The organism is Micromonospora sp. NPDC023966 (assembly GCF_040639095.1).
In the GTDB taxonomy this organism is placed as follows: domain Bacteria; phylum Actinomycetota; class Actinomycetes; order Mycobacteriales; family Micromonosporaceae; genus Micromonospora.
Genome location: NZ_JBEZZJ010000001.1, coordinates 444504 through 462426 on the forward strand (window position 1 = coordinate 444504; position 17923 = coordinate 462426).

Genomic DNA, 17923 nt, shown 5'->3' on the forward strand with positions numbered 1-17923 from the left:
TTGGCGGTCTTCGCCCAGCCCGGCGCCGGTGCCCGGTTCGACTGGGGGCTGAGCGGGGCCGCGGAACTCGGCCGGGTCTGCGCCGCCCTGGTGGTGGTGGACGTGCTCTCGTTCACCACCGCCGTGGAGGTGGCGGTCAGCCGCGGCATGCGCGTGCACCCGTTCCCGTGGGGCGAGCAGGCAGCCGACTACGCCCGCCGGGTCGGCGCCGTCGCCGCGGTCGGCCGCCGGAAGACGACCCCGGAACACCCGTGGTCGCTCTCCCCGGCGGCGCTGCGGACCGCGCCGGTCGTCGCCGACCTGGTGCTGCCGTCGCCGAACGGCTCGGCCATCAGCGCCGCCGCGAGCGCCACCGGCGTGCCGGTGATCGCGGCGTGCCTTCGGAACGCGCCCGCCGTCGGGCGCTGGCTCCGGGCCCAGGGGTACGGCTCGAACGACGCCCCCGTGGGTGTGGTGGCCGCCGGTGAGCGCTGGCCGGACGGGTCGCTGCGCCCCGGTGTGGAGGACCAGCTCGGGGCGGCCAGCGTGCTGGACGCCCTCTCCGGGGTTCCGGGCGGGCTCTCCGTGGAGGCGGCCATGGCCCTGGCCGCCCTGGCCAGCACGCCCGACGTACCGGCGGCGGTCCGGGGGTGCGTCTCCGGCCGGGAACTCGTCGAGGGCGGCTTCGCCGAGGACGTGGAGGTCGCCGTCGAGGTCGGCGTCTCCGACGTGGTGCCGGTGCTGCGCCACGGCTACTTCGCCGCAGCCTGAAACCGCTGACAACCCTCGCGCGATGTCGCCGGGCAGCCCCATGCCCGCTCCTACGCGAAGTGGCCGCCCGGCTCAGCGGGCGGCCACTCGGTCGTGCTCTGGGGCGCTCGCGCCCCGGCGGTCAGTCGTCCAGCCAGTCCAGGCGGCGACCGCCGCGCTCCTGCGGGGCGTCCGGTCGGGCCCGGCCGGCCTCGGCCGGGTCGGCGTAGTAGCCGCCCTGGTCGTGGCCCTGCTTGTCATAGCCACCGCCGCGCTGCTGGGGCGGCTGCTGCTCCTGGCCGTAGCCGCCCTGCTGGCCGTAGCCGCCCTGCTGGGGCTGGCCGTAACCGTCGCCGCCGCCGTAGCCGCCGCGCTGGTCGTAACCGTCGTAGCCGCCCCGCTGGCCGCCGTCGTAGCCACCCTGCTGGCCGGCGTCGTAGCCGCCCGGGCGGCTGTCATAGCCACCGGTCTGGCCGCTGTCGTAGCCAGCGGCCGGTCCGCTGTCGTAGCCGCCGCTCGGTCCGCCGTCGTAGCCGCCGCTCGGTCCGCCGTCGTAGCCGCCCGCGGGAGCGTTGTCGTAGCCACCGGCCGGAGCGCCGTAGCCGCCACCGGGGCCGTAGCCGTTGCCGGCCGGCTCCGGGCCGCGGCCGTACTGGGCCTGGCCGGGCTGGTCGTAGCCCCGTCCCTGGTCCGGCTGGTAGGTGCTGGTCGGGTACGGGTCGGCGGGCGGCGCGTACTGGGTGCTGTCACCGGTGTAGCGGCCGGTGGGCTCGTCGTAGCGCTCGTTGCCGTAGCCGCCGGGCTGGGCGGGCGGGTAGCCGGCGGCGCCGGCGCCGTAGTCCCGGCTGCCGTAGCCGCCACCCGAGGACGGCGCCGTGCCGTAGCCGCCACCCGACGAGGGGGCATTGCCGTAGCCGTTGTTGCCGCCGTAGCCGCCCTGACCGGGAGCCTCGTCGCCGTAGCCGTTGCCGGCCCAGCCGGCCTGGCCGGCCGCGGCGCCGTACCCGGGTCCGGGGGGCGCGCCGTACGGGTCCGGCGGGACGTCGTCCACGACCGGGCGGTGCATCATCGTCGGCGCGTCGCTGAGCGAGGTGCCGCCGATCATGGTCGGCGCCGCTCCGGCGCCCATGCCGTTCACCACCCGGGTCTGGTCGTCGGCGCCCCGGTAGGCGCCCCGGGCACCCGGCACCGCGCCGGCCGCCCCGACCGGGCCACCTGGGCCACCGGGGCCGACCGGCCCGTTCGGGTCGTCCCCGTCGCCGTCCTCGTTCTTGCGGCGCATGTAGAGCAGCACGATGGTGCCCACACCGACGGCGACGAAGAGGCCGCCGAGGAGGATCAGCAGCCAGGAACCGAAGCCACCCGAGTCCTCGTTGGCGGCCGGCTGCTGGGCGGCGGGCGCCTCGGTGGCCGGCTCGTCCGTCGCCTCGTCGGTTGCCTCGTCGCTGGGCAGGGGCTCCTCACTGGCCGACGGGCTGGGGCTCGGGCTGGCCTCGACCTTGATCGGCACGCTGATCCGGAGCCCGGTCAGGGCCTGGCCGGCGCTGGCATTGATCGACTTGGTGCCGGGGGTGCTGCCGTCCTTGGAGGCGCCCAGGTCGATCCGGCCCGGCGCGATGGGATCCGAGGCGGAGCCCGTGAACTTGAAGTTGCCGCTGCCGTCCGTGTTGGTCTGGCGCTGCTTGTTCTGGCTGTCCCGAAGCATGACGAGGGCACCCGCGATGGGCTCGCCGTTGTCGGAGATGACCACCTTGCCGGAGACCGACTTGACCGTCTGCGGGGTAGGAGGAGCCTTGGCGACCAGGGTCACCATCACCGTGGCCGACTCGTCCTGCTTGTTCGGCCCGTTGGAATCCGTCGCCTTGATCGTGATCGTGGCGGAGCTGTTCGGCGCGTCGGAGGCAGCCCGGAAGGTGGCGTCGAAGGTGCCGTTCTGGTTGACCCGGCCACGCGAACAGCCGTCGACGCAGTTGAGCTTCGGGTTGCTGGAGGTGACCGACACGTCCGCACTGGCCAGCGGGTCGGTGAAGTTGAGGTTGTAGGTCACCTTGACGGAGCCGCCGGCCTCCACCGAGTTCGGCGAGGCGGACACGTTGCTGATGCTGGGAGCCGCCAGGGCGGGTGTGGCGGGGACGGCGAGCAGCGCGCCGAAGACCAGCGCTACGACCACACCGGCCCGCTGCTTCCAGGCACGTCGGTGTGTTGACACGTCCACCGCCTTCCGGGTCTGATCTCCCGCCGGCCGGTCCGGCCGGGTGATCACTCACGGTACGAATACGCCGTCGGCAACTATGCCTTGTCTGACCGGATCATCTCTACCCAGGGCCAGCGTCGAGCGCGATGCAGCGGGGTCGTATCGTCCCGTCGTGTCCTCTCCGCACACTTATTCGGCCGCCGTGGCGGCAACGTTGACGGCGCTGGATGAGGGGCGTACGCCCGATCGGCCGGTGTTCCGGGAGGCGGTCCGTACCCTCTTGGCCGTCCTCGCGGAGCGCGCCCCCGGCCGATCGGTGGAGGTGCGGGTTCCACCCTACGGCGCGGTGCAGTGCGTGGCGGGGCCGCGACACACCCGCGGAACGCCTCCGAATGTGGTGGAAATGGACCCGCCGACCTGGTTGGCGCTGGCCACCGGCCGCCTCGGCTGGGCGGAGGCCGTCACCCAGGGTCGCGTACGCGTGTCCGGCATCCGGGCGGACCTGTCCGACCACCTTCCGCTCTAGCTGCGGCGACGGCCCCGTACGATCACGCTCTGCGGGCGAATCGTGACTGTCGGTATCGACTGCTGTTCGCGTACACTGTGAGGCGACGACGGTCCCCGGCCCACCGTGCGGAGCTTGCCCCCGACCTCCGCCAGGCCAGTCCAGACCCCAGCAAGAGGGAGCGGCAGGTGCCCCGAGGCGATGGCCGGCTGAGCCACGACCTTGACCCCCAGCGACCCGGCCCCCAGGACGCCTGCGGCGTCTTCGGCGTCTGGGCGCCGGGGGAAGAGGTCGCAAACCTGACCTACTTCGGGCTCTACGCCCTTCAGCACCGCGGCCAGGAGGCCGCGGGCATCGCGGTGAGCGACGGTTCGGGCGTGGTGGTCTACAAGGACCTCGGCCTGGTCGCCCAGGTCTTCGACGAGCCGACCCTGGCCAGCCTGCGCGGGCACGTGGCCATCGGGCACGCCCGCTACTCGACCACGGGCGGGTCGACCTGGGAGAACGCCCAGCCGACCATCCGGGCCACCAGCGCCGGCACGACGATCGCGCTGGCCCACAACGGCAACCTGGTCAACACCGCCGAGCTCCAGCGCGAGGTGGCCGAGCGGGGCGTGGACTCCGACGGCTCGACCAACGACACCTCGCTGGTCACCATGCTGCTGGCCAGCCGCCCCGACCTCTCCGTCGAGGCGGCCGCCCTGGAGGTGCTGCCCCAGCTGCGCGGCGCGTTCAGCTTCGTCTTCATGGACGAGTCGACCCTCTACGCGGCCCGCGACCCGCACGGGGTCCGCCCGCTGGTGCTCGGCCGGCTGGAGCGCGGGTGGGTGGTGGCGAGCGAGACCGCCGCGCTGGACATCGTCGGCGCGAGCGTGGTCCGCGAGGTGGAGCCGGGCGAGCTGATCGCCATCGACGAGGACGGGCTGCGGTCCAGCCGGTTCGCCGCCCCGGAGCCCAAGGGCTGCCTCTTCGAATACGTGTACATCGCCCGCCCGGACGCCACCATCGCCGGCCGGAACGTGCACTCCGCCCGGGTGCAGATCGGCCGCCAGCTCGCCAGGGAGCACCCGGTCGAGGCCGACCTGGTCATCCCGGTGCCGGAGTCCGGCACCCCGGCCGCGATCGGCTACGCCGAGGAGTCCGGCATCACCTACGGCCAGGGCCTGATGAAGAACCCGTACGTCGGGCGCACCTTCATCCAGCCCTCGCAGACCCTGCGCCAGCTCGGCATCCGGCTCAAGCTCAACCCGCTGCGGGAGAACGTCCGCGGCAAGCGCCTGGTGGTGGTGGACGACTCGATCGTCCGGGGCAACACCCAGCGGGCCATCGTGCGGATGCTGCGCGAGGCGGGGGCGCTGGAGGTCCACGTCCGGATCTCCTCGCCGCCGGTCAGGTGGCCCTGCTTCTACGGGATCGACTTCGCCACCCGGGCCGAGCTGCTGGCCAACGGGCTGGACAACGAGGGCATCCGGCGCTCGATCGGGGCCGACACGCTCGGCTACGTGTCACTCCCCGGTCTTATCGCCGCCACCGAGCAGCCGAAGACCCGCCTCTGCCGGGCCTGCTTCGACGGGGAATACCCGATCGAGCTGCCGGCCGGGAACCTGATCGGCAAGCACGTGCTCGAAGGAGTGGGCCGCCGGGTCGCCGCCGAGGCGTCCGAGCCCACCGCCGTAACCACCGCCGCGCTCGTCGCCACGCCGAGCAACCACCCGTAGCACCACCGACGCGGAGCCGGCCGCAAACCGGTCCCGCGGGAACCACAAAGGGGAGAACCGTGACGCACGTGTCCGAGCGCAGCGGCGCAGGATCCAGCCCGACGGACGCCGGCGGCGACCGCCAGCCCTGGTCGGCGGGGTCCGGCCGTACGCAGCGCAAACGCTCGGTCTCGTACGCTGACGCCGGGGTGTCGATCGAGGCGGGCGACCGCGCGGTCGAGCTGCTGAAGTCCAAGGTCCGGCAGACCCGGCGCCCGGAGGTCATGGGTGACCTGGGCGGCTTCGCCGGCCTGTTCCGGCTGGACACCAAGAAATACAAGAACCCGATCCTGGCCTCCTCCACGGACGGCGTGGGCACCAAGCTGGTGATCGCCCAGCAGCTCGACATCCACGACACGGTCGGCATCGACCTGGTCGCCATGGTGGTCGACGACCTGGTGGCCTGCGGCGCCGAGCCGCTCTTCCTGCTCGACTACATCGCCACCGGAGAGGTCGTCCCGGACAAGGTCGCCGAGATCGGCGCCGGGATCGCCGACGGCTGCCGTTACGCCGGCTGCGCCCTGCTCGGCGGCGAGACCGCCGAGCACCCGGGCGTGCTGCGCCCCGACGAGTACGACATCTCCGCCACCGGCGTGGGCGTGGTGGAGGAGAGCGACATCCTCAGCCCGGAGCGGGTCGAGGTGGGCGACGTCGTGATCGCCATGCGCTCCTCCGGCCTGCACTCCAACGGCTACTCGCTGGTCCGCCACGTGCTGCTGGGCGCCGGCCGGATGCGGCTCGACGTGGTGATCGACGACTTCGGCCGGCAGCGGACCCTCGGCGAGGAGCTGCTCACCCCGACCAAGATCTACGCGCAGGACTGCCTCAAGCTGATCGCCGAGGCCGAGGTGCGGACGCTGGCCCACGTCACCGGCGGCGGCATCCCGGGCAACCTGGTCCGGGTCCTGCCGGAGCACGTCGACGCGGTGGTCAACCGCTCCACCTGGAAGCCGCAGCCGATCTTCGACCTGATCCAGTCCAAGGGCCGGATCGAGGACCCGGAGATGGAGGCCACGTTCAACATGGGCGTCGGCATGTTCGCCGTCGTCTCCGCCGAGGACGCGGACCGCGCGCTGGCCACTCTGACCGGCCGCGGCGTCGACGCCTGGCAGGCCGGCGAGATCATCGAGGGCTCCGGCAACGTGCAGATGATCGGTCAGCACACCCGCGGGTGATCACTCTCCGGTGATCATCCGGGCACCTGATCGGGGGTTCACCCGAGTAGCCACCGCCGCCTAGCCTGAAGGTCGGTTCAGGCTAGGCGGGGGAGGGTTGATGGCTGCGCGTACGCACACCGGAATGCGGGGCATCGCCGCTGTCCCCTCGTACGTGGTGATGCAGCCCACCACGCTCTGCAACCTCGACTGCGTCTACTGCTACCTGCCGCTGCGGGCGGCCGACCGGCGGATGCCGGTGCCGGTCGCCGAGGCGGTGGCGGCCTCGGTGAACCCCTGGGCGGCCTCCGGGCGCTTCTCGGTGGTCTGGCACGGCGGGGAGCCGCTCGCGGCCGGCCGTGAGCATCTGGCCGCCCTGCTGGCCCCGTTCGGGCCGGCGGTCGAGCACCACGTCCAGACCAACGCCACGCTGATCGACGACGCCTGGTGTGCGTTCTTCGCCGAGCACGGGATCCGGGTCAGCGTCAGCGTGGACGGCCCCCGGGGCCGCAACGGCGAGCGGGTCACCCGGGGCGGCCGGCCGGCGTACGACCGGATCGTGGCCGGGGTGGCGGCGCTGCGCCAGCACGGGCTGCCGTTCTCGGCGCTGGCCGTGGTCTCCCGGCCGGAGCCGGGGCTGGCCACCGAGCTCTACGACTACTTCCTCGACCTCGGCTGCGACGTGCTGGGGATCAACATCGAGGAGACCGAGGGCGTCAACACCCGCACCAACGCCCGGGACGCGGCCGCGGTGACCGGGTTCTGGGCGGAACTGGTCGGCGCCTGGCGCCGGGATCCCCGGATCCACCTCCGCGAGGTGGAGTGGTCGCTGCGCTACGCCGGCGCCGTGCTGGCCGGCTCGGCGGAGGACCTGCTGCCGCGCCGGCTCGACCCGATCCCCACGGTCGCCCACGACGGCTCGGTGGTGGTGCTCTCCCCGGAGCTGGCCGGCTTCACCGACCCCCACTACGGCGACTTCAGCAGCGGTAACGTGCTGACCACCCCGCTGGCCGAGATTCTGGCCGGCGCGGGGCGCACCCCCTGGGTGGGCGAGTTCCTCACCGGCGTGGAGGCGTGCCGGTCGTCCTGCCCCTACTTCGGCTTCTGCGGCGGGGGCCACGCGGCCAACCGCTACTTCGAGCTGGGGCGTTTCGACGGTACGGAGACCGAGCACTGCCGCAACAGCAAGATCCGCCTACTGGAGGGAGTGTTGGAGCATGCCCGAGACCACGAGTCACCGGCAGCCTGAGCGCGTCGGAGGAGCCGACCCCGATCCGATCGCGGACCGGGTGCGGGAAGCCGCCGTCGGGTTGACCGCACTTCTCCAGGAGGCCGAGGCCGCGCGCATCCTGCGGGCGGAGGTGTCGGGCGGTGACGGGGCCAGCGCGGTGTGCGCCTGGAACCACTTCGAGAACATCCCGACGTTCTACAACTGGAACAACCGACCCCGCTGAAGGTGCACGGCCGCGATCAGGGGCCTGCCGGTCTGCCGGAGTGGCTCCGGGACGGTGGGTCCCCTGATCGTCGGTGCGCCGCGTCGGATGGCACATGCGTGAGCACGCGGGGAGTCACCGCGTGCTCAGATGCGACCGGAGGTCAGCGGGTCGGACGGACCCAGGTGTCCGGGTCGTCGTCCGCGTGATCCTCATCATCGTCGTCGACATACTCTTTGTAGTCGTCGTCGAAGTGCTGCTCAGACTTCCCACCAGCACCCGCCAACTCGCGCTGCAAGGCGGTGAGGTCGGTGTTCGGGGAGTGGTACTTCAACTCCCGGGCCACCTTCGTCTGCTTGGCCTTAGCACGGCCGCGCCCCATGGCTCGACCCCCTCGCACAGAATGCGGGGCAGCCCGAAGGCGGGCCCCGATGACGTCAGGCATCTCTCGTGGCTCTTACGGTACATGGGGATGCCACCGTTCGGCACCTCGGGTTACCGTCAACCGGCCCTGCGCGTCGCAGTGATCCGGCCGTCACAAATTGTACCCGGTAAGGAGCGGAGACCGGGACGGCCGTGACAGCGGTCAAACCGGCAGAAAGCATCCCAAAGCCCAGCTTAGCGCCGGCGCCCGAGGCGCTGCGGCCCGGGGGCGGACCGGGCGGCCCGCCCCCGGGTGACGCTCAGCGCAGGTGGATCGTGCGCAGCCGGCCGACCTCGGCCATCCGGCGCTCGGCGAGCCGGTCCGCGGCCACCGCCGGCGGGACGCCCTCGTCATCGGCGAGCCGCAGGATCTCCCGCGTGGTGTCGTAGATCCGGGTGGCCCGCAGCTTGGCGCGCTCGAAGTTGAAGCCCTCGATCTCGTCGGCGACCTGGATCACGCCACCGGCGTTCACCACGTAGTCCGGGGCGTAGAGGATGCCCCGGTCGGCGAGGACCTTCTCGATGCCCGGGTGGGCGAGCTGGTTGTTGGCCGCACCGGCGACCACCTTCGCGCGCAGCACCGGCACCGTGTCGTCGTTCAGCGCGCCGCCCAGCGCGCACGGGGCGTACACGTCGATGTCGGAGGCGACCAGCGCGGCGGTGTCGTCGACCAGGGTGACCTGCGGGTGGGTGGTGCGCACCCACTCCAGGGCCCGCGGGTTGACGTCGGTCGCCACGACCTCGGCCCCGTCCTCCAAGAGGTGGCCGGTGAGGTACTTGCCCACCTTGCCCAGGCCGGCCACGCCGACCCGCTTGCCGGCCAGCGTCGGAGCGCCCCAGACGTGCTCGGCGGCGGCCCGCATGCCCTGGAAGACGCCCCAGGCGGTGAGGACCGAGGAGTCGCCGGCGCCACCGTGCTCGACGCTGCGGCCGGTGACGTAGCTCGTCTCCCGGGCGATCACGTCCATGTCGGCCACGTAGGTGCCGACGTCGCAGGCGGTGTAGTAGCGACCGGCCAGGGACTCCACGAAGCGGCCGTAGGCGCGCAGCAGCGCCTCGCTCTTGATCTGCTCCGGGTCGCCCCAGATGACCGCCTTGCCGCCACCGAGGTCGAGGCCGGCCAGGGCGTTCTTGTACGCCATGCCCCGGGACAGGTCGAGGACGTCGGCGAGGGCCTCCTCCTCGCTGGCGTACGGGTAGAACCGGGTGCCGCCGAGGGCCGGGCCCAGCGCGGTGGAGTAGATCCCGATGATCGCCTTCAGGCCGGACTGCTTGTCCTGGCAGAACACGACCTGTTCGTGACCGGTGGATCCCGGGTCGTCGGTGCTGGCGAATACGCCCATGGCTGACTCCTGTTTCGGTGTGCGTCCTTGTGGGGCGCGGAAACCTGATGACACGCCGGCGGGATGGTGCCGGTGCTGCTGAGCCTAATATCGGGGCCCAGCCGTACTGTCGCGCACGTCACGGCGGCTCGTGACGGCGGCGGCGGACAAGTCCCGTCTCGTGGGAGGATCGCGCCGTGCCGTCGCTCTTCGCTTCATACCTGCGCGTGTACGAGCCGCTGACCGCCTTCGATCGCGACCGCCAGTCGTTCTGGCGCCGCTACGTGAAGGAGGGCCGGGCGGTCGCCCCGCTGGACGGGCCGGTCCGGCAGCGGACCGCGGTGATCGAGGCGCTGGGCGCCGGCTGGACCCGGCTGCCCGACCTGCCCGACGAGGCGTACGTCCTGGAGACCGACGACACCCTGCTGGTCTGCCCGTGGAACCTGCGGATCCGCGTCGCCGAGGCGGCGCTGAGCGCCCGCGACGGGGTGCCCTCGGTGCTGGCCGACGCGTTCGTGCCGCCGGTCCTGGCCGGCCAGGCCAAGGCGGTCGTGGAGGACTGGCGCAGCGGGGCGCGGGTGCTGGAGCACGGGGTGCCCCGGGTGCACGAGCAGATCGCCACCTGGGGTGTGCCGCTGCGCTGGTTCGTGCTCTTCGACGCGCAGGAGCGGCACCTGGTCACCGAGCCGGAGCGGCGGGCGCTGCGCTACCGGACGGAGATCTCCAAGGCGCGCCGCCGGTCCTCCCGGGCGCTGTCGGTGCTGCGCAAGTCGGTCGGCGAGGCCCCGATCACTGAGGCGGTCGAGGAGGCCGCCCGCTGGCTGGAGGAGTTCCACCCGCGCTCGGTGGTGGAACTCGACTACGGCGGCCTCGTGCAACTGCTGCCGGACGGGACGCTCTCCGCCGACGACTCGACCGAGCTGGTCGCTGCCGGGCTGGCCGGGCTCTCCCGCGGCGAGGCGGAGGAGGCCTCGGCCGCGTACGACAAGCTGGTCGCCCGGTGGCGTGCCGTGCAGCTGCTGGAGCGTTGCAACTAAGGCCGGGTTTGCCCAGGTTGAGACCCCTCGATGCGAGAGTGTCTCGTAGTTGACGCATCACGAACCGTGATCATGAGTCCGAATAAGGTAGTTTCTGCGGCATAAAAGTCGTAAAAATCGGGCATGGTTCATCCGTCCGTCTAGGGACCTTCAGCCGTTCGGCCCATGTCGGACATCGGGGACTAGCCGGACCATGGGAGACGCGTCGGCCGGCGGGACCCCGGCCGATGTCTATACATGTGGAGGAGTGACCCCGATGGCATCGCGAACGCACGAACCAGAGCCGCTACTCACACCGGCCGAGGTGGCGTCGATGTTCCGTGTCGACCCGAAGACGGTGACCCGGTGGGCCAAGGCTGGCAAGCTCAGCGCCATCCGGACCCTGGGCGGCCACCGCCGTTACCGCGAGTCGGAGGTTCGGGCCCTGCTGCAGGGGCAGATTCCCCAGCAGCGCCAGGGGGACTGACGACCCGGACGTTTCTCAGGCGTTCCGATCGCGGGCGGTGGGACGTCGCGACATGCGACGATCCGCCGCCCTCAATCGTTTCCGGGGTCGGTTCGCTCAGTCGAGCACGATGCGCAGGCCCACCGTGCCGCCCTCCCCCCGGCGCAGCCGGCTGCCCAGCAGGCTCAGCCGGCCGATCAGCCGGTACTTCTGCTTGAGCAGGCTGCGGATCCGCCGGGTGCTCTCCGGGCCGCTGATCGTCGCGTGTCCCGGCACCGCCTCGCCGTGCGGCCGGCCGCGCACGTCGCACGGGGCCACCGTGACCCGGCCGTCGCGCCGGATCCGCTTCACCTTGCCGGAGTCCGACACCGTCCACACCGCCAGCGCCTCGCCGTCGCGCACCGCCCACACCGGAGTCGGCACCGCTCGCCCGTCCTTGCGGAACGTGGTGAGCAGCACGTACTTCTCCGCCGCCAGGCGGTCGAGGTCGGTCACGCCGCTCAGGATACGGCCGTGACGCGCCGGCCGAGCCCGGATAGCGTGATCGCCGTGAGCGCGAGGAGTGAGCCGGGTCTGCGAGCCCCGCAGTCGCGAACAGAGACCGGTCCGTGACCGGGGAACCCACGATCGGCGACGTGTTCGGCGAGATGATCCGCGACGCGTACGCGGTCGCCACCGGGATCGGGCCCCGGCCGCTGGTCGGCGGGCGGCTGCCCCGGCCGGTCATCGAGATCATCGAACGCGACGACGGGCTGATCAATGGCGCCCCCGCCGCGCACTACCTCGACCCGCCGGAGCGGTGGCAGCCGTACGACCACCGGGCCGTGGAACGGGTGCACGGGCAGGTGCTGGACATCGGGGTCGGGGCCGGCCGGATCGCGCTGCACCTCCAGGAGCGCGGCGTGCCGGTCACCGGACTGGACACCTCGATCGGGGCGCTGCGGGTCAGCCGGCACCGGGGCGTACGCGACCTGGTGCTCGGCACCGTCGACGAGCACGTCGCCGACGGCCGGCGCTACGACACCTTTTTGCTGCTCGGCAACAACCTGGGGCTGTTCGAGGGGCGGGAGCGGGCACCCGCCCTGCTGGCCGCGCTCGCCGCGCTGGCCCGCCCCGGTGCCCAGGTGATCGCGCACGGCACCGACCCGTACGGCACCACCGACCCGGTGCACACCGGCTACCACGAGCTGAACCGGCGGCGGGGGCGGCTCGGCGGGCAACTCCGGCTGCGGCTGCGCTACCGGATGCTCGGCACCGAGTGGTTCGACTATCTGGTGTGCTCGGTCGAGGAGTTCGCCGACCTGGTCGACGGCTCGCCGTGGCGACTGGTCGACGTGGACGACCGGGACCACCCCTACTACCTGGCCACGCTGAAGCTGGCCTGAGCCGGCGGGCCCCCGGGACTGCCTGGAAGCCCGCCGACGTAGCCGTCAGACCTGCACGGTGGGGGTGGTCTGCTCCGGCGGAAGGCCGCCGTCGCCGTCGACCACCTCGTCCGGGGTGCCGTCCTCGTCGATGTCGACCATGGTGATGTCCACCTTGCCGTCGCCGTCGGTGTCGAACTGGAACAGGTCGGCCTTCCCGTCGCCGTCGGTGTCCACCACCCAGACGTCGGTCTTCCCGTCGTTGTTGGTGTCCGCGCGGAGCAGGTCCACCCGCTCGTCGCCGCGGGTCTCCACGGTCTCGCTGCGCTCCGCGCTCTCCGGTGCCTGGCTCATCTCGGTCCTTCCCTCGGCGTTGACGGCCGTCTGTACCCGATCCGGCGCGCCCCCACGCATGCCCCGCGGGCCGGCCCTGCATAGGGTCGCACCCAGGAACGAGCGAGCGGACGCACCGGCGCGGCGGAGACCCCGCCCGTCACCGGCCGCGGCGAAGGGACATCGATGAGTGGACGTTTTGTGGTCGTCGGGGCCGGCACCATGGGCCTCGGCATCGCGTACGTGGCGGCCGGCGCCGGGTACGCGGTCGAGCTGGTCGAGGTGGACCCGGCGCGCGGCGCCGACGCCGTGCGGCGGCTGGGCGAGCTGTGGGAGCGCGGCGTCCAGCGCGGCAAGCTGACCGCCGAGGCGGCGACGGCGAACCGCGAGCGGGTCACCCTGCGGGCCGGGCTCGCCGAGGTGGCCGAGGGCCCCGACGTGATCGTGGAGGCGGTCCCCGAGCGGCTCGACCTCAAGCGGGCCGTGCTCTCCGACGCCGAGGGCCGGCGGCCCGCCCTGCTCGGCAGCAACACGTCCAGCATCCCGATCGCCGAGCTGGCCGAGGGGCTGGAGCGGCCGGCCGGATTCCTCGGGCTGCACTTCTTCAACCCGGTCTGGGCGATGGCGCTGCTCGAGGTCGTGGTCGGCCCGGCCACCGCGCCGGAGACCACCGAGGCGGCCGTCGCGCTCGCCGGCCGGCTGGGCAAGGACCCCGTCGTGGTACGCGACCTGCCCGGCTTCGCCACCTCGCGGCTCGGCGTGACCCTCGGCCTGGAGGCCATCCGGATGGTCGCCGACGGGGTGGCCAGCCCGGCCGACATCGACAAGGCGATGGTGCTCGGCTACCGGCACCCGGTGGGCCCGCTGGAGCTGACCGACATGGTCGGGCTGGACGTCCGGCTCGACATCGCCCGCACCCTCCAGGCCGCGTACGGGGACCGGTTCGCGCCGCCCCCGCTGCTGGTGGAGATGGTGGCCGCCGGCCGGCTGGGCAAGAAGTCCGGCCAGGGCTTCTACACCTGGGAAGGCGGGTGAAGCAGTGAGCGCGAAGAGCGAGCTTGCGAGCCCCGAAGGCGCGAACGGAAGGCGGGCACGGTGAGCGGGCTGCGGATCGAGGAGCTGCCGGACCGGCTGGTGGTCACCCTGGACCGGCCGGAGAAGCGCAACGCCATCGACGCGGACCTGATCGCCGAGCTGCACGCCGTCTGCGCCGAGCTGGAGGCGCGGCCCCGGCTGCTGCTGCTCACCGGCGGGACGGAGGGCATCTTCGCCGGCGGCGCGGACATCGCCCAGCTCCGCGAGCGCGGCCGGCTGGACGCGCTGGCCGCCATCAACCAGGCGGCCTTCGCCCGGATCCGGGCCCTGCCGATGCCCACCGTGGCCGCCGTGGACGGCCCGGCGCTGGGCGGCGGCGCCGAGCTGGCGTACGCCTGTGACCTGCGGGTGTGCACGGCGCGTGCGGTGTTCGGCCAGCCCGAGGTGCGGTTGGGCATCCTGGCCGGCGCCGGCGCGACCTACCGGTTGCCCGCGCTGATCGGGGAGGCCCGGGCCAAGGAGCTGCTCTTCACCGGCCGGCGGGTCGACGCCGAGGAGGCGCTGCGGATCGGGCTGGTGAACCGGGTGGTGGCCGAGCCGGCGGAGCTGCTGCCCACCGCGCACGGGCTGCTCGACGAGATGGCCAAGGGCTCGGCGCTGGCGCTGCGGCTGACCAAGCTCGCGGTGGACGCGCCGGCGGCCGCCCACCCGCAGCTCGACCTGCTCAGCCAGGCGGTGCTCTTCGAGGACGAGGAGAAGCACCGGCGGATGACCGAGTTCCTGGAGCGACGCCGCTCCCACTGAGCGGCGGAAACGACGAGGGCCGCACCGGTTCGCCCGGTGCGGCCCTCGTCGTCGTCTCAGTGCCGGATCTGCACCCCGGCGTCGGCCAGCGCGGTGATCACCCGTGCCGACTCACCGAAGCCGATCACCAGGACGGCGTCCGCCCCGTAGTCCTTGATCTCCTTGGCCCCGGCGGAGAAGTCCACCGGCGGCGCCGTCGCGCCGTCCGGCGGCACGTACGAGAGCAGCTTGACCCTGTCGGCGCCCATGCCGGCCCGCTCCAGCTCGGCGCGGACGTTCTCCTGGAGGCCCTCGCCATAGGAGTCCTTACGGGCGACGATCGCGATCTTGTGCGGTCCGTCGCGCATTATCACGTCGGCCAGCGCCCGACCCTGGAGGATGTCCGACGGGGCCGTGCGGAAGTAGAGGCCCTTGTCGTCCACCGTGCTCAGCCCGGCGTCGGTGTTCGACGGGGAGAAGAGGATCAGGCCGGCGGCCACCACGTCGGGCAGCACGGCCCGGGAGATCCCCGAGGCCGCGGCACCGATGATGACGTCCACGCCGTGCTGGACGTGCGAGGCCACCATCGCCTTCGCCACCTTCGGGTCGGTGCCGTCGTCGCCGTCGATCCAGACCACCGGGTCGCCGAGCACGCCGCCCGCCGCGTTGATTTCGCGGATCGCCAGCGCCGCGCCGGCCGCGATCGGCGGGTACGCCAGGGCCAGGTCACCGGTCTTCGGCAGCAGGCCGCCGAGCACCAGCGGGGAGCCGTCCTCCTTGTAGGACTTGGCCGGACGCGACTTCTTGCCCCGCGGCGGCGTCTTGGTGCTCGCCCCCGACTCGTTCCCGGCGCCGACGAACTCGGTCTTGCCGTCGTCGAGCTGCTGGTCGTCGAAGTGCAGGGTGGCGTAGCTGGCGGCGGCCGGCTCGCCGACGTCGGTGAACCCGCCCCGGTTCAGCGACACCCCGCGGTATTCGAGGTCCTGGCCCGCGCGGGCCAGCTGGAGGCAGGTCGTGACCTCCTCGCAGCGCTGGCCGCCGGTGGTCACCCCGACGATCTGCTTGGCGATCGCGGCCGGCTCGGTCGTGCCGGCGAGCTGGGCGGCCAGCACGCTTATCACGATCGCGTCGTAGGTCTCCGCCGAGTAGAGGTAGTCCTTGAGCTTCGGGTCTACGGTGCGTAGCCGATCCTTGAAGCTCTCGGGCAGCGGCGTGAGCGGGGTGGTGCCCTTCATGCCGTTGAGAAGGTCCGCGCGGTCCTTCAGAGCGTCGACGTACGAGTTCTGCATGTTGCCGTCGGTGCCGTAGAGGCGCACCTGGGTGGCGGCCGCCTCCTCGGGCTTGTCGCTCCCGCAGGCGCTGGTGGCGAGCAGGAGCGCCGCGCAGGCCGTGGACAGGGCCGCACGCGACGCGCGAGATCTGAGCATTGTCGTCCTTCCTCCGGCGAGGGTCCGCTGCGCACACTAGCGTGCCGGCGCGGCGCGCGGGACCGTGGAGGTCGGTCCGTCGGCACCCCGACTGCCGGTATCACTCTGCGTGACGGCCGGGCCGTTCCGGGGTCACCGCTTGACCCCCGGAACTACTGTTCGGCAGGTGACCGACGAAGCACAGCAGACGCTGGACGATGCGACAGCCGTGCTCCGCTCGGCGCTGGCCGGGGACGGCGACGGCGTGGTGGGCACCTTCGACGCCGTGGTCGACCGCTCCGGGCTGTCCGGCGCCTACGGGGTCGCCTGGTGCCTGGCCGCCACCATGGTCGGCGGCGACGCCCCCGGTGGCGGCGCCGCGCTCGACTTCCCCGGGATCGACCAGGCCGACTACGACACCCGGTGGGTGGCCCGCTTCGTCAGCGCGTACGCCAACGACGACGCCGACACCGGCGAGGCGCTGTTCGGGGCCGCGGCGGCCGACGGGCTGCTCCCCGACTGCCTGCTCACCCTCGCCGGCTCGACCGTCGCCACGCTGCGCAGCCGGGCGGACTGACCGTCCGGCGCCGCCTCGTCCCGTCCCGGTCCCACCGCTGTGGTAGCTCTGGTGCATGTCCGAGGCGATGCTGAGCAAGGTCCGCAAGCTGCTCGCCCAGGCCGAGGACCCGGCCTGCACGCCCGCCGAGTCGGCCGCCTTCATGGCCAAGGCCACCGAGCTGATCGCCCGCTACGGCGTCGACCGGGCGCTGCTCGCCGCCCGCGAGCCGGCCACCGACCCGGTGGGCGACCGGGTGGTCGAGGTGGTCGCCCCGTACGCCCGCGACAAGGCCGGCCTGCTCGCGGCGGTCGCCGACCCGCTGCGCTGCCGCTGCGTACGCCGCCGGCAGGGCAGCGGCTTCGATATGCACCTCTTCGGCTTCGCCAGCGACCTGGAACGGGTCGACCTGCTCTTCACCTCGCTGCTCGTGCAGGCCGCGCACGGGCTGGCCGGGGCCGCCGTACCGGCCGGGGAGCATCCGGCCGCGTTCCGGCGCACCTGGCTGGCCGGCTTCGCGCACGTGGTCGCCGAGCGGCTGCGCACGGCCGAGGCAGGCGCGGTCGCCGAATCGGGAGCGCCCTCGATGGCGCTGGTGCTCGCCGACCGTTCCGACCGGGTCCAGCGCCGGCTCGCCGAGGTGTATCCGCGGCTGCGTACCGCCCCGCGCCGCCGGCTCGCCGGCAGCGGCTTCGGTCCGGGCTCCGCCGCGGGTCGCCGGGCCGACCTCGGCGGCACCGGGGTCTCCGGCGCCGGGACCCCGGCCCGGGGCATCGGCGGCTGACCCGCCGCGCTCAGTCGGTGGTGCGGGCGACCGTGGCCAGGTAGCGGCAGAGGAGCTCGTGCCAACCGGCGGTGAGCGCCTTGCGGTAGCCCTCGGCGGCCTCGCCGTGCCGGTCGAAGTAGCGGTGCTCCACGTCGACCCGGGTCAGCACCGGCCCCTCGGGCTGGAAAAGGACCTCGACCTCGCTGGCCCGCGCCGGATCCGGCACCGGCACCCGGTCCGGACCCAACTGCCAGGTGAAGACCAAACGCCGGGGCGGGTCCCAGGTGAGCACCCGGCCCCAGTCGCCGCGGAAGCCGTACGGGCCGATCTCGTAGAGCATGCCGCCGGCCCGGGGCTCGATGCCCAGTTCGGCCAGCGCCTCCGGCCCCGACCAGGTGTATTCGCGCACCCACCAGTCGGTCAGCGACCCGGTGAACACGGCGTACGCCCGGTCGGCGGAGGCGGGGGCGAAGAGCGTGCTGCGGAGGGAGAAACGGTCGAATTCCTGGCTGACCTCATCCGGATCGGCCATCCCCTGTCCCATAGGCCCGGACCATACCGGCTGATGCCCCGCTGTGCAGCTTTCATGTTCGCCCGCTTTCCGACAGCGGGAGAGCGATCTCCCGGACAGCCTCGGACCGGGGAACGGCGGGCGGCGAAGCGCGTTGCCCGCCGTCGCCG

The 17923-nt window shown here is 72.9% G+C and carries 20 protein-coding genes; 13 read left to right on the plus strand and 7 right to left on the minus strand.

Annotated features, from left to right (window positions below):
* Entirely contained in the window at window positions 1-750 is a 750-nt protein-coding gene (locus AB0F68_RS02110) for a 2-phosphosulfolactate phosphatase (protein WP_357332868.1), read from the plus strand.
* Between the two features lie 121 nt (window positions 751-871).
* On the opposite strand, the gene AB0F68_RS02115 is transcribed toward AB0F68_RS02110, so the two are convergent.
* Complete coding sequence (locus AB0F68_RS02115; protein ID WP_357332215.1) at window positions 872-2938, minus strand: carboxypeptidase regulatory-like domain-containing protein; 2067 nt, start codon at window positions 2936-2938, stop codon at window positions 872-874.
* Between the two features lie 187 nt (window positions 2939-3125).
* On the opposite strand from AB0F68_RS02115, the gene AB0F68_RS02120 reads away from it, so the two are divergent.
* The 5 genes from AB0F68_RS02120 to amcA all read left to right on the plus strand — a co-directional run bounded on the left by AB0F68_RS02120 (window position 3126) and on the right by amcA (window position 7793).
* Window positions 3126-3449: a sterol carrier family protein gene (locus AB0F68_RS02120; RefSeq protein WP_357332869.1), complete on the plus strand. Its 324-nt coding sequence runs from the start codon at window positions 3126-3128 to the stop codon at window positions 3447-3449.
* A gap of 167 nt (window positions 3450-3616) precedes the next feature.
* Window positions 3617-5146 (plus strand): amidophosphoribosyltransferase, encoded by a 1530-nt coding sequence (purF, locus tag AB0F68_RS02125; RefSeq protein ID WP_357332217.1) that lies wholly within the window; start codon window positions 3617-3619, stop codon window positions 5144-5146.
* Window positions 5147-5205: 59 nt separating this feature from the next.
* Window positions 5206-6360 (plus strand): phosphoribosylformylglycinamidine cyclo-ligase, encoded by a 1155-nt coding sequence (purM, locus tag AB0F68_RS02130; protein ID WP_357332219.1) that lies wholly within the window; start codon window positions 5206-5208, stop codon window positions 6358-6360.
* A gap of 124 nt (window positions 6361-6484) precedes the next feature.
* Window positions 6485-7588 carry a cyclophane-forming radical SAM peptide maturase AmcB gene (gene amcB / locus AB0F68_RS02135; protein ID WP_357332870.1) on the plus strand — a complete coding sequence of 368 codons (1104 nt, stop codon included), beginning with the start codon at window positions 6485-6487 and terminating at the stop codon, window positions 7586-7588.
* Complete coding sequence (amcA, locus tag AB0F68_RS02140; RefSeq protein WP_357332221.1) at window positions 7557-7793, plus strand: multiple cyclophane-containing RiPP AmcA; 237 nt, start codon at window positions 7557-7559, stop codon at window positions 7791-7793. Before amcB ends, amcA begins: the two co-directional genes overlap by 32 nt.
* Window positions 7794-7935: 142 nt before the next feature.
* On the opposite strand, the gene AB0F68_RS02145 is transcribed toward amcA, so the two are convergent.
* A complete protein-coding gene (locus tag AB0F68_RS02145; protein ID WP_091315761.1) occupies window positions 7936-8154 on the minus strand; it encodes a DUF3073 domain-containing protein in 219 nt (72 codons plus the stop codon).
* A gap of 301 nt (window positions 8155-8455) precedes the next feature.
* Window positions 8456-9538 carry a Glu/Leu/Phe/Val dehydrogenase gene (locus AB0F68_RS02150; RefSeq protein WP_357332223.1) on the minus strand — a complete coding sequence of 361 codons (1083 nt, stop codon included), beginning with the start codon at window positions 9536-9538 and terminating at the stop codon, window positions 8456-8458.
* 176 nt (window positions 9539-9714) lie between these two features.
* Between AB0F68_RS02150 and AB0F68_RS02155 the strand changes: the two genes are divergently transcribed.
* The gene (locus AB0F68_RS02155; protein WP_357332225.1) at window positions 9715-10554 is read left to right on the plus strand and encodes a hypothetical protein; all 840 of its coding nucleotides are present in this window, start codon (window positions 9715-9717) and stop codon (window positions 10552-10554) included.
* A 256-nt stretch (window positions 10555-10810) separates the two neighbouring features.
* Window positions 10811-11020, plus strand: coding sequence for a BldC family transcriptional regulator (locus AB0F68_RS02160; RefSeq protein ID WP_007073996.1), 210 nt, complete (start codon window positions 10811-10813; stop codon window positions 11018-11020).
* Window positions 11021-11116: 96 nt separating this feature from the next.
* Here AB0F68_RS02160 and AB0F68_RS02165 read toward each other — a convergent pair whose 3' ends face one another.
* Window positions 11117-11494, minus strand: coding sequence for a PPOX class F420-dependent oxidoreductase (locus AB0F68_RS02165; protein WP_357332227.1), 378 nt, complete (start codon window positions 11492-11494; stop codon window positions 11117-11119).
* A gap of 113 nt (window positions 11495-11607) precedes the next feature.
* Here AB0F68_RS02165 and AB0F68_RS02170 point away from each other — a divergent pair, with 113 nt between their 5' ends.
* Window positions 11608-12384 carry a class I SAM-dependent methyltransferase gene (locus tag AB0F68_RS02170; protein WP_357332229.1) on the plus strand — a complete coding sequence of 259 codons (777 nt, stop codon included), beginning with the start codon at window positions 11608-11610 and terminating at the stop codon, window positions 12382-12384.
* Between the two features lie 45 nt (window positions 12385-12429).
* Here the strand turns inward: AB0F68_RS02170 and AB0F68_RS02175 are convergent, their stop codons facing one another.
* Entirely contained in the window at window positions 12430-12717 is a 288-nt protein-coding gene (locus AB0F68_RS02175; RefSeq protein ID WP_357332231.1) for a hypothetical protein, read from the minus strand.
* Between the two features lie 165 nt (window positions 12718-12882).
* On the opposite strand from AB0F68_RS02175, the gene AB0F68_RS02180 reads away from it, so the two are divergent.
* Complete coding sequence (locus AB0F68_RS02180; RefSeq protein WP_357332233.1) at window positions 12883-13731, plus strand: 3-hydroxyacyl-CoA dehydrogenase family protein; 849 nt, start codon at window positions 12883-12885, stop codon at window positions 13729-13731.
* A gap of 60 nt (window positions 13732-13791) precedes the next feature.
* A complete protein-coding gene (locus tag AB0F68_RS02185; RefSeq protein WP_357332235.1) occupies window positions 13792-14535 on the plus strand; it encodes an enoyl-CoA hydratase/isomerase family protein in 744 nt (247 codons plus the stop codon).
* Window positions 14536-14591: 56 nt separating this feature from the next.
* Here the strand turns inward: AB0F68_RS02185 and AB0F68_RS02190 are convergent, their stop codons facing one another.
* The gene (locus tag AB0F68_RS02190; protein ID WP_357332236.1) at window positions 14592-15941 is read right to left on the minus strand and encodes an ABC transporter substrate-binding protein; all 1350 of its coding nucleotides are present in this window, start codon (window positions 15939-15941) and stop codon (window positions 14592-14594) included.
* 166 nt (window positions 15942-16107) lie between these two features.
* Here AB0F68_RS02190 and AB0F68_RS02195 point away from each other — a divergent pair, with 166 nt between their 5' ends.
* Together AB0F68_RS02195 and AB0F68_RS02200 are read left to right on the plus strand one after the other, a co-directional pair.
* Window positions 16108-16497 (plus strand): hypothetical protein, encoded by a 390-nt coding sequence (locus AB0F68_RS02195; RefSeq protein ID WP_357332238.1) that lies wholly within the window; start codon window positions 16108-16110, stop codon window positions 16495-16497.
* A 55-nt stretch (window positions 16498-16552) separates the two neighbouring features.
* The gene (locus AB0F68_RS02200; RefSeq protein ID WP_357332240.1) at window positions 16553-17260 is read left to right on the plus strand and encodes a DUF2786 domain-containing protein; all 708 of its coding nucleotides are present in this window, start codon (window positions 16553-16555) and stop codon (window positions 17258-17260) included.
* A gap of 10 nt (window positions 17261-17270) precedes the next feature.
* Here AB0F68_RS02200 and AB0F68_RS02205 read toward each other — a convergent pair whose 3' ends face one another.
* A complete protein-coding gene (locus AB0F68_RS02205) occupies window positions 17271-17786 on the minus strand; it encodes an SRPBCC family protein (protein ID WP_357332242.1) in 516 nt (171 codons plus the stop codon).
* Window positions 17787-17923: the final 137 nt, after the last annotated feature.

What these genes read in the sequence shown, in the direction of transcription:
- amcB (WP_357332870.1), top strand. Translation starts at nt 6,485, where the DNA reads ATGCGGGGCATCGCCGCTGTCCCCTCGTACGTGGTGATGCAGCCCACC.
- AB0F68_RS02190 (WP_357332236.1), bottom strand. Translation starts at nt 15,941, where the DNA reads ATGCTCAGATCTCGCGCGTCGCGTGCGGCCCTGTCCACGGCCTGCGCG.
- AB0F68_RS02200 (WP_357332240.1), top strand. Translation starts at nt 16,553, where the DNA reads ATGTCCGAGGCGATGCTGAGCAAGGTCCGCAAGCTGCTCGCCCAGGCC.
- AB0F68_RS02150 (WP_357332223.1), bottom strand. Translation starts at nt 9,538, where the DNA reads ATGGGCGTATTCGCCAGCACCGACGACCCGGGATCCACCGGTCACGAA.
- AB0F68_RS02180 (WP_357332233.1), top strand. Translation starts at nt 12,883, where the DNA reads ATGAGTGGACGTTTTGTGGTCGTCGGGGCCGGCACCATGGGCCTCGGC.
- amcA (WP_357332221.1), top strand. Translation starts at nt 7,557, where the DNA reads ATGCCCGAGACCACGAGTCACCGGCAGCCTGAGCGCGTCGGAGGAGCC.
- AB0F68_RS02205 (WP_357332242.1), bottom strand. Translation starts at nt 17,786, where the DNA reads ATGGGACAGGGGATGGCCGATCCGGATGAGGTCAGCCAGGAATTCGAC.
- AB0F68_RS02160 (WP_007073996.1), top strand. Translation starts at nt 10,811, where the DNA reads ATGGCATCGCGAACGCACGAACCAGAGCCGCTACTCACACCGGCCGAG.
- AB0F68_RS02175 (WP_357332231.1), bottom strand. Translation starts at nt 12,717, where the DNA reads ATGAGCCAGGCACCGGAGAGCGCGGAGCGCAGCGAGACCGTGGAGACC.
- AB0F68_RS02145 (WP_091315761.1), bottom strand. Translation starts at nt 8,154, where the DNA reads ATGGGGCGCGGCCGTGCTAAGGCCAAGCAGACGAAGGTGGCCCGGGAG.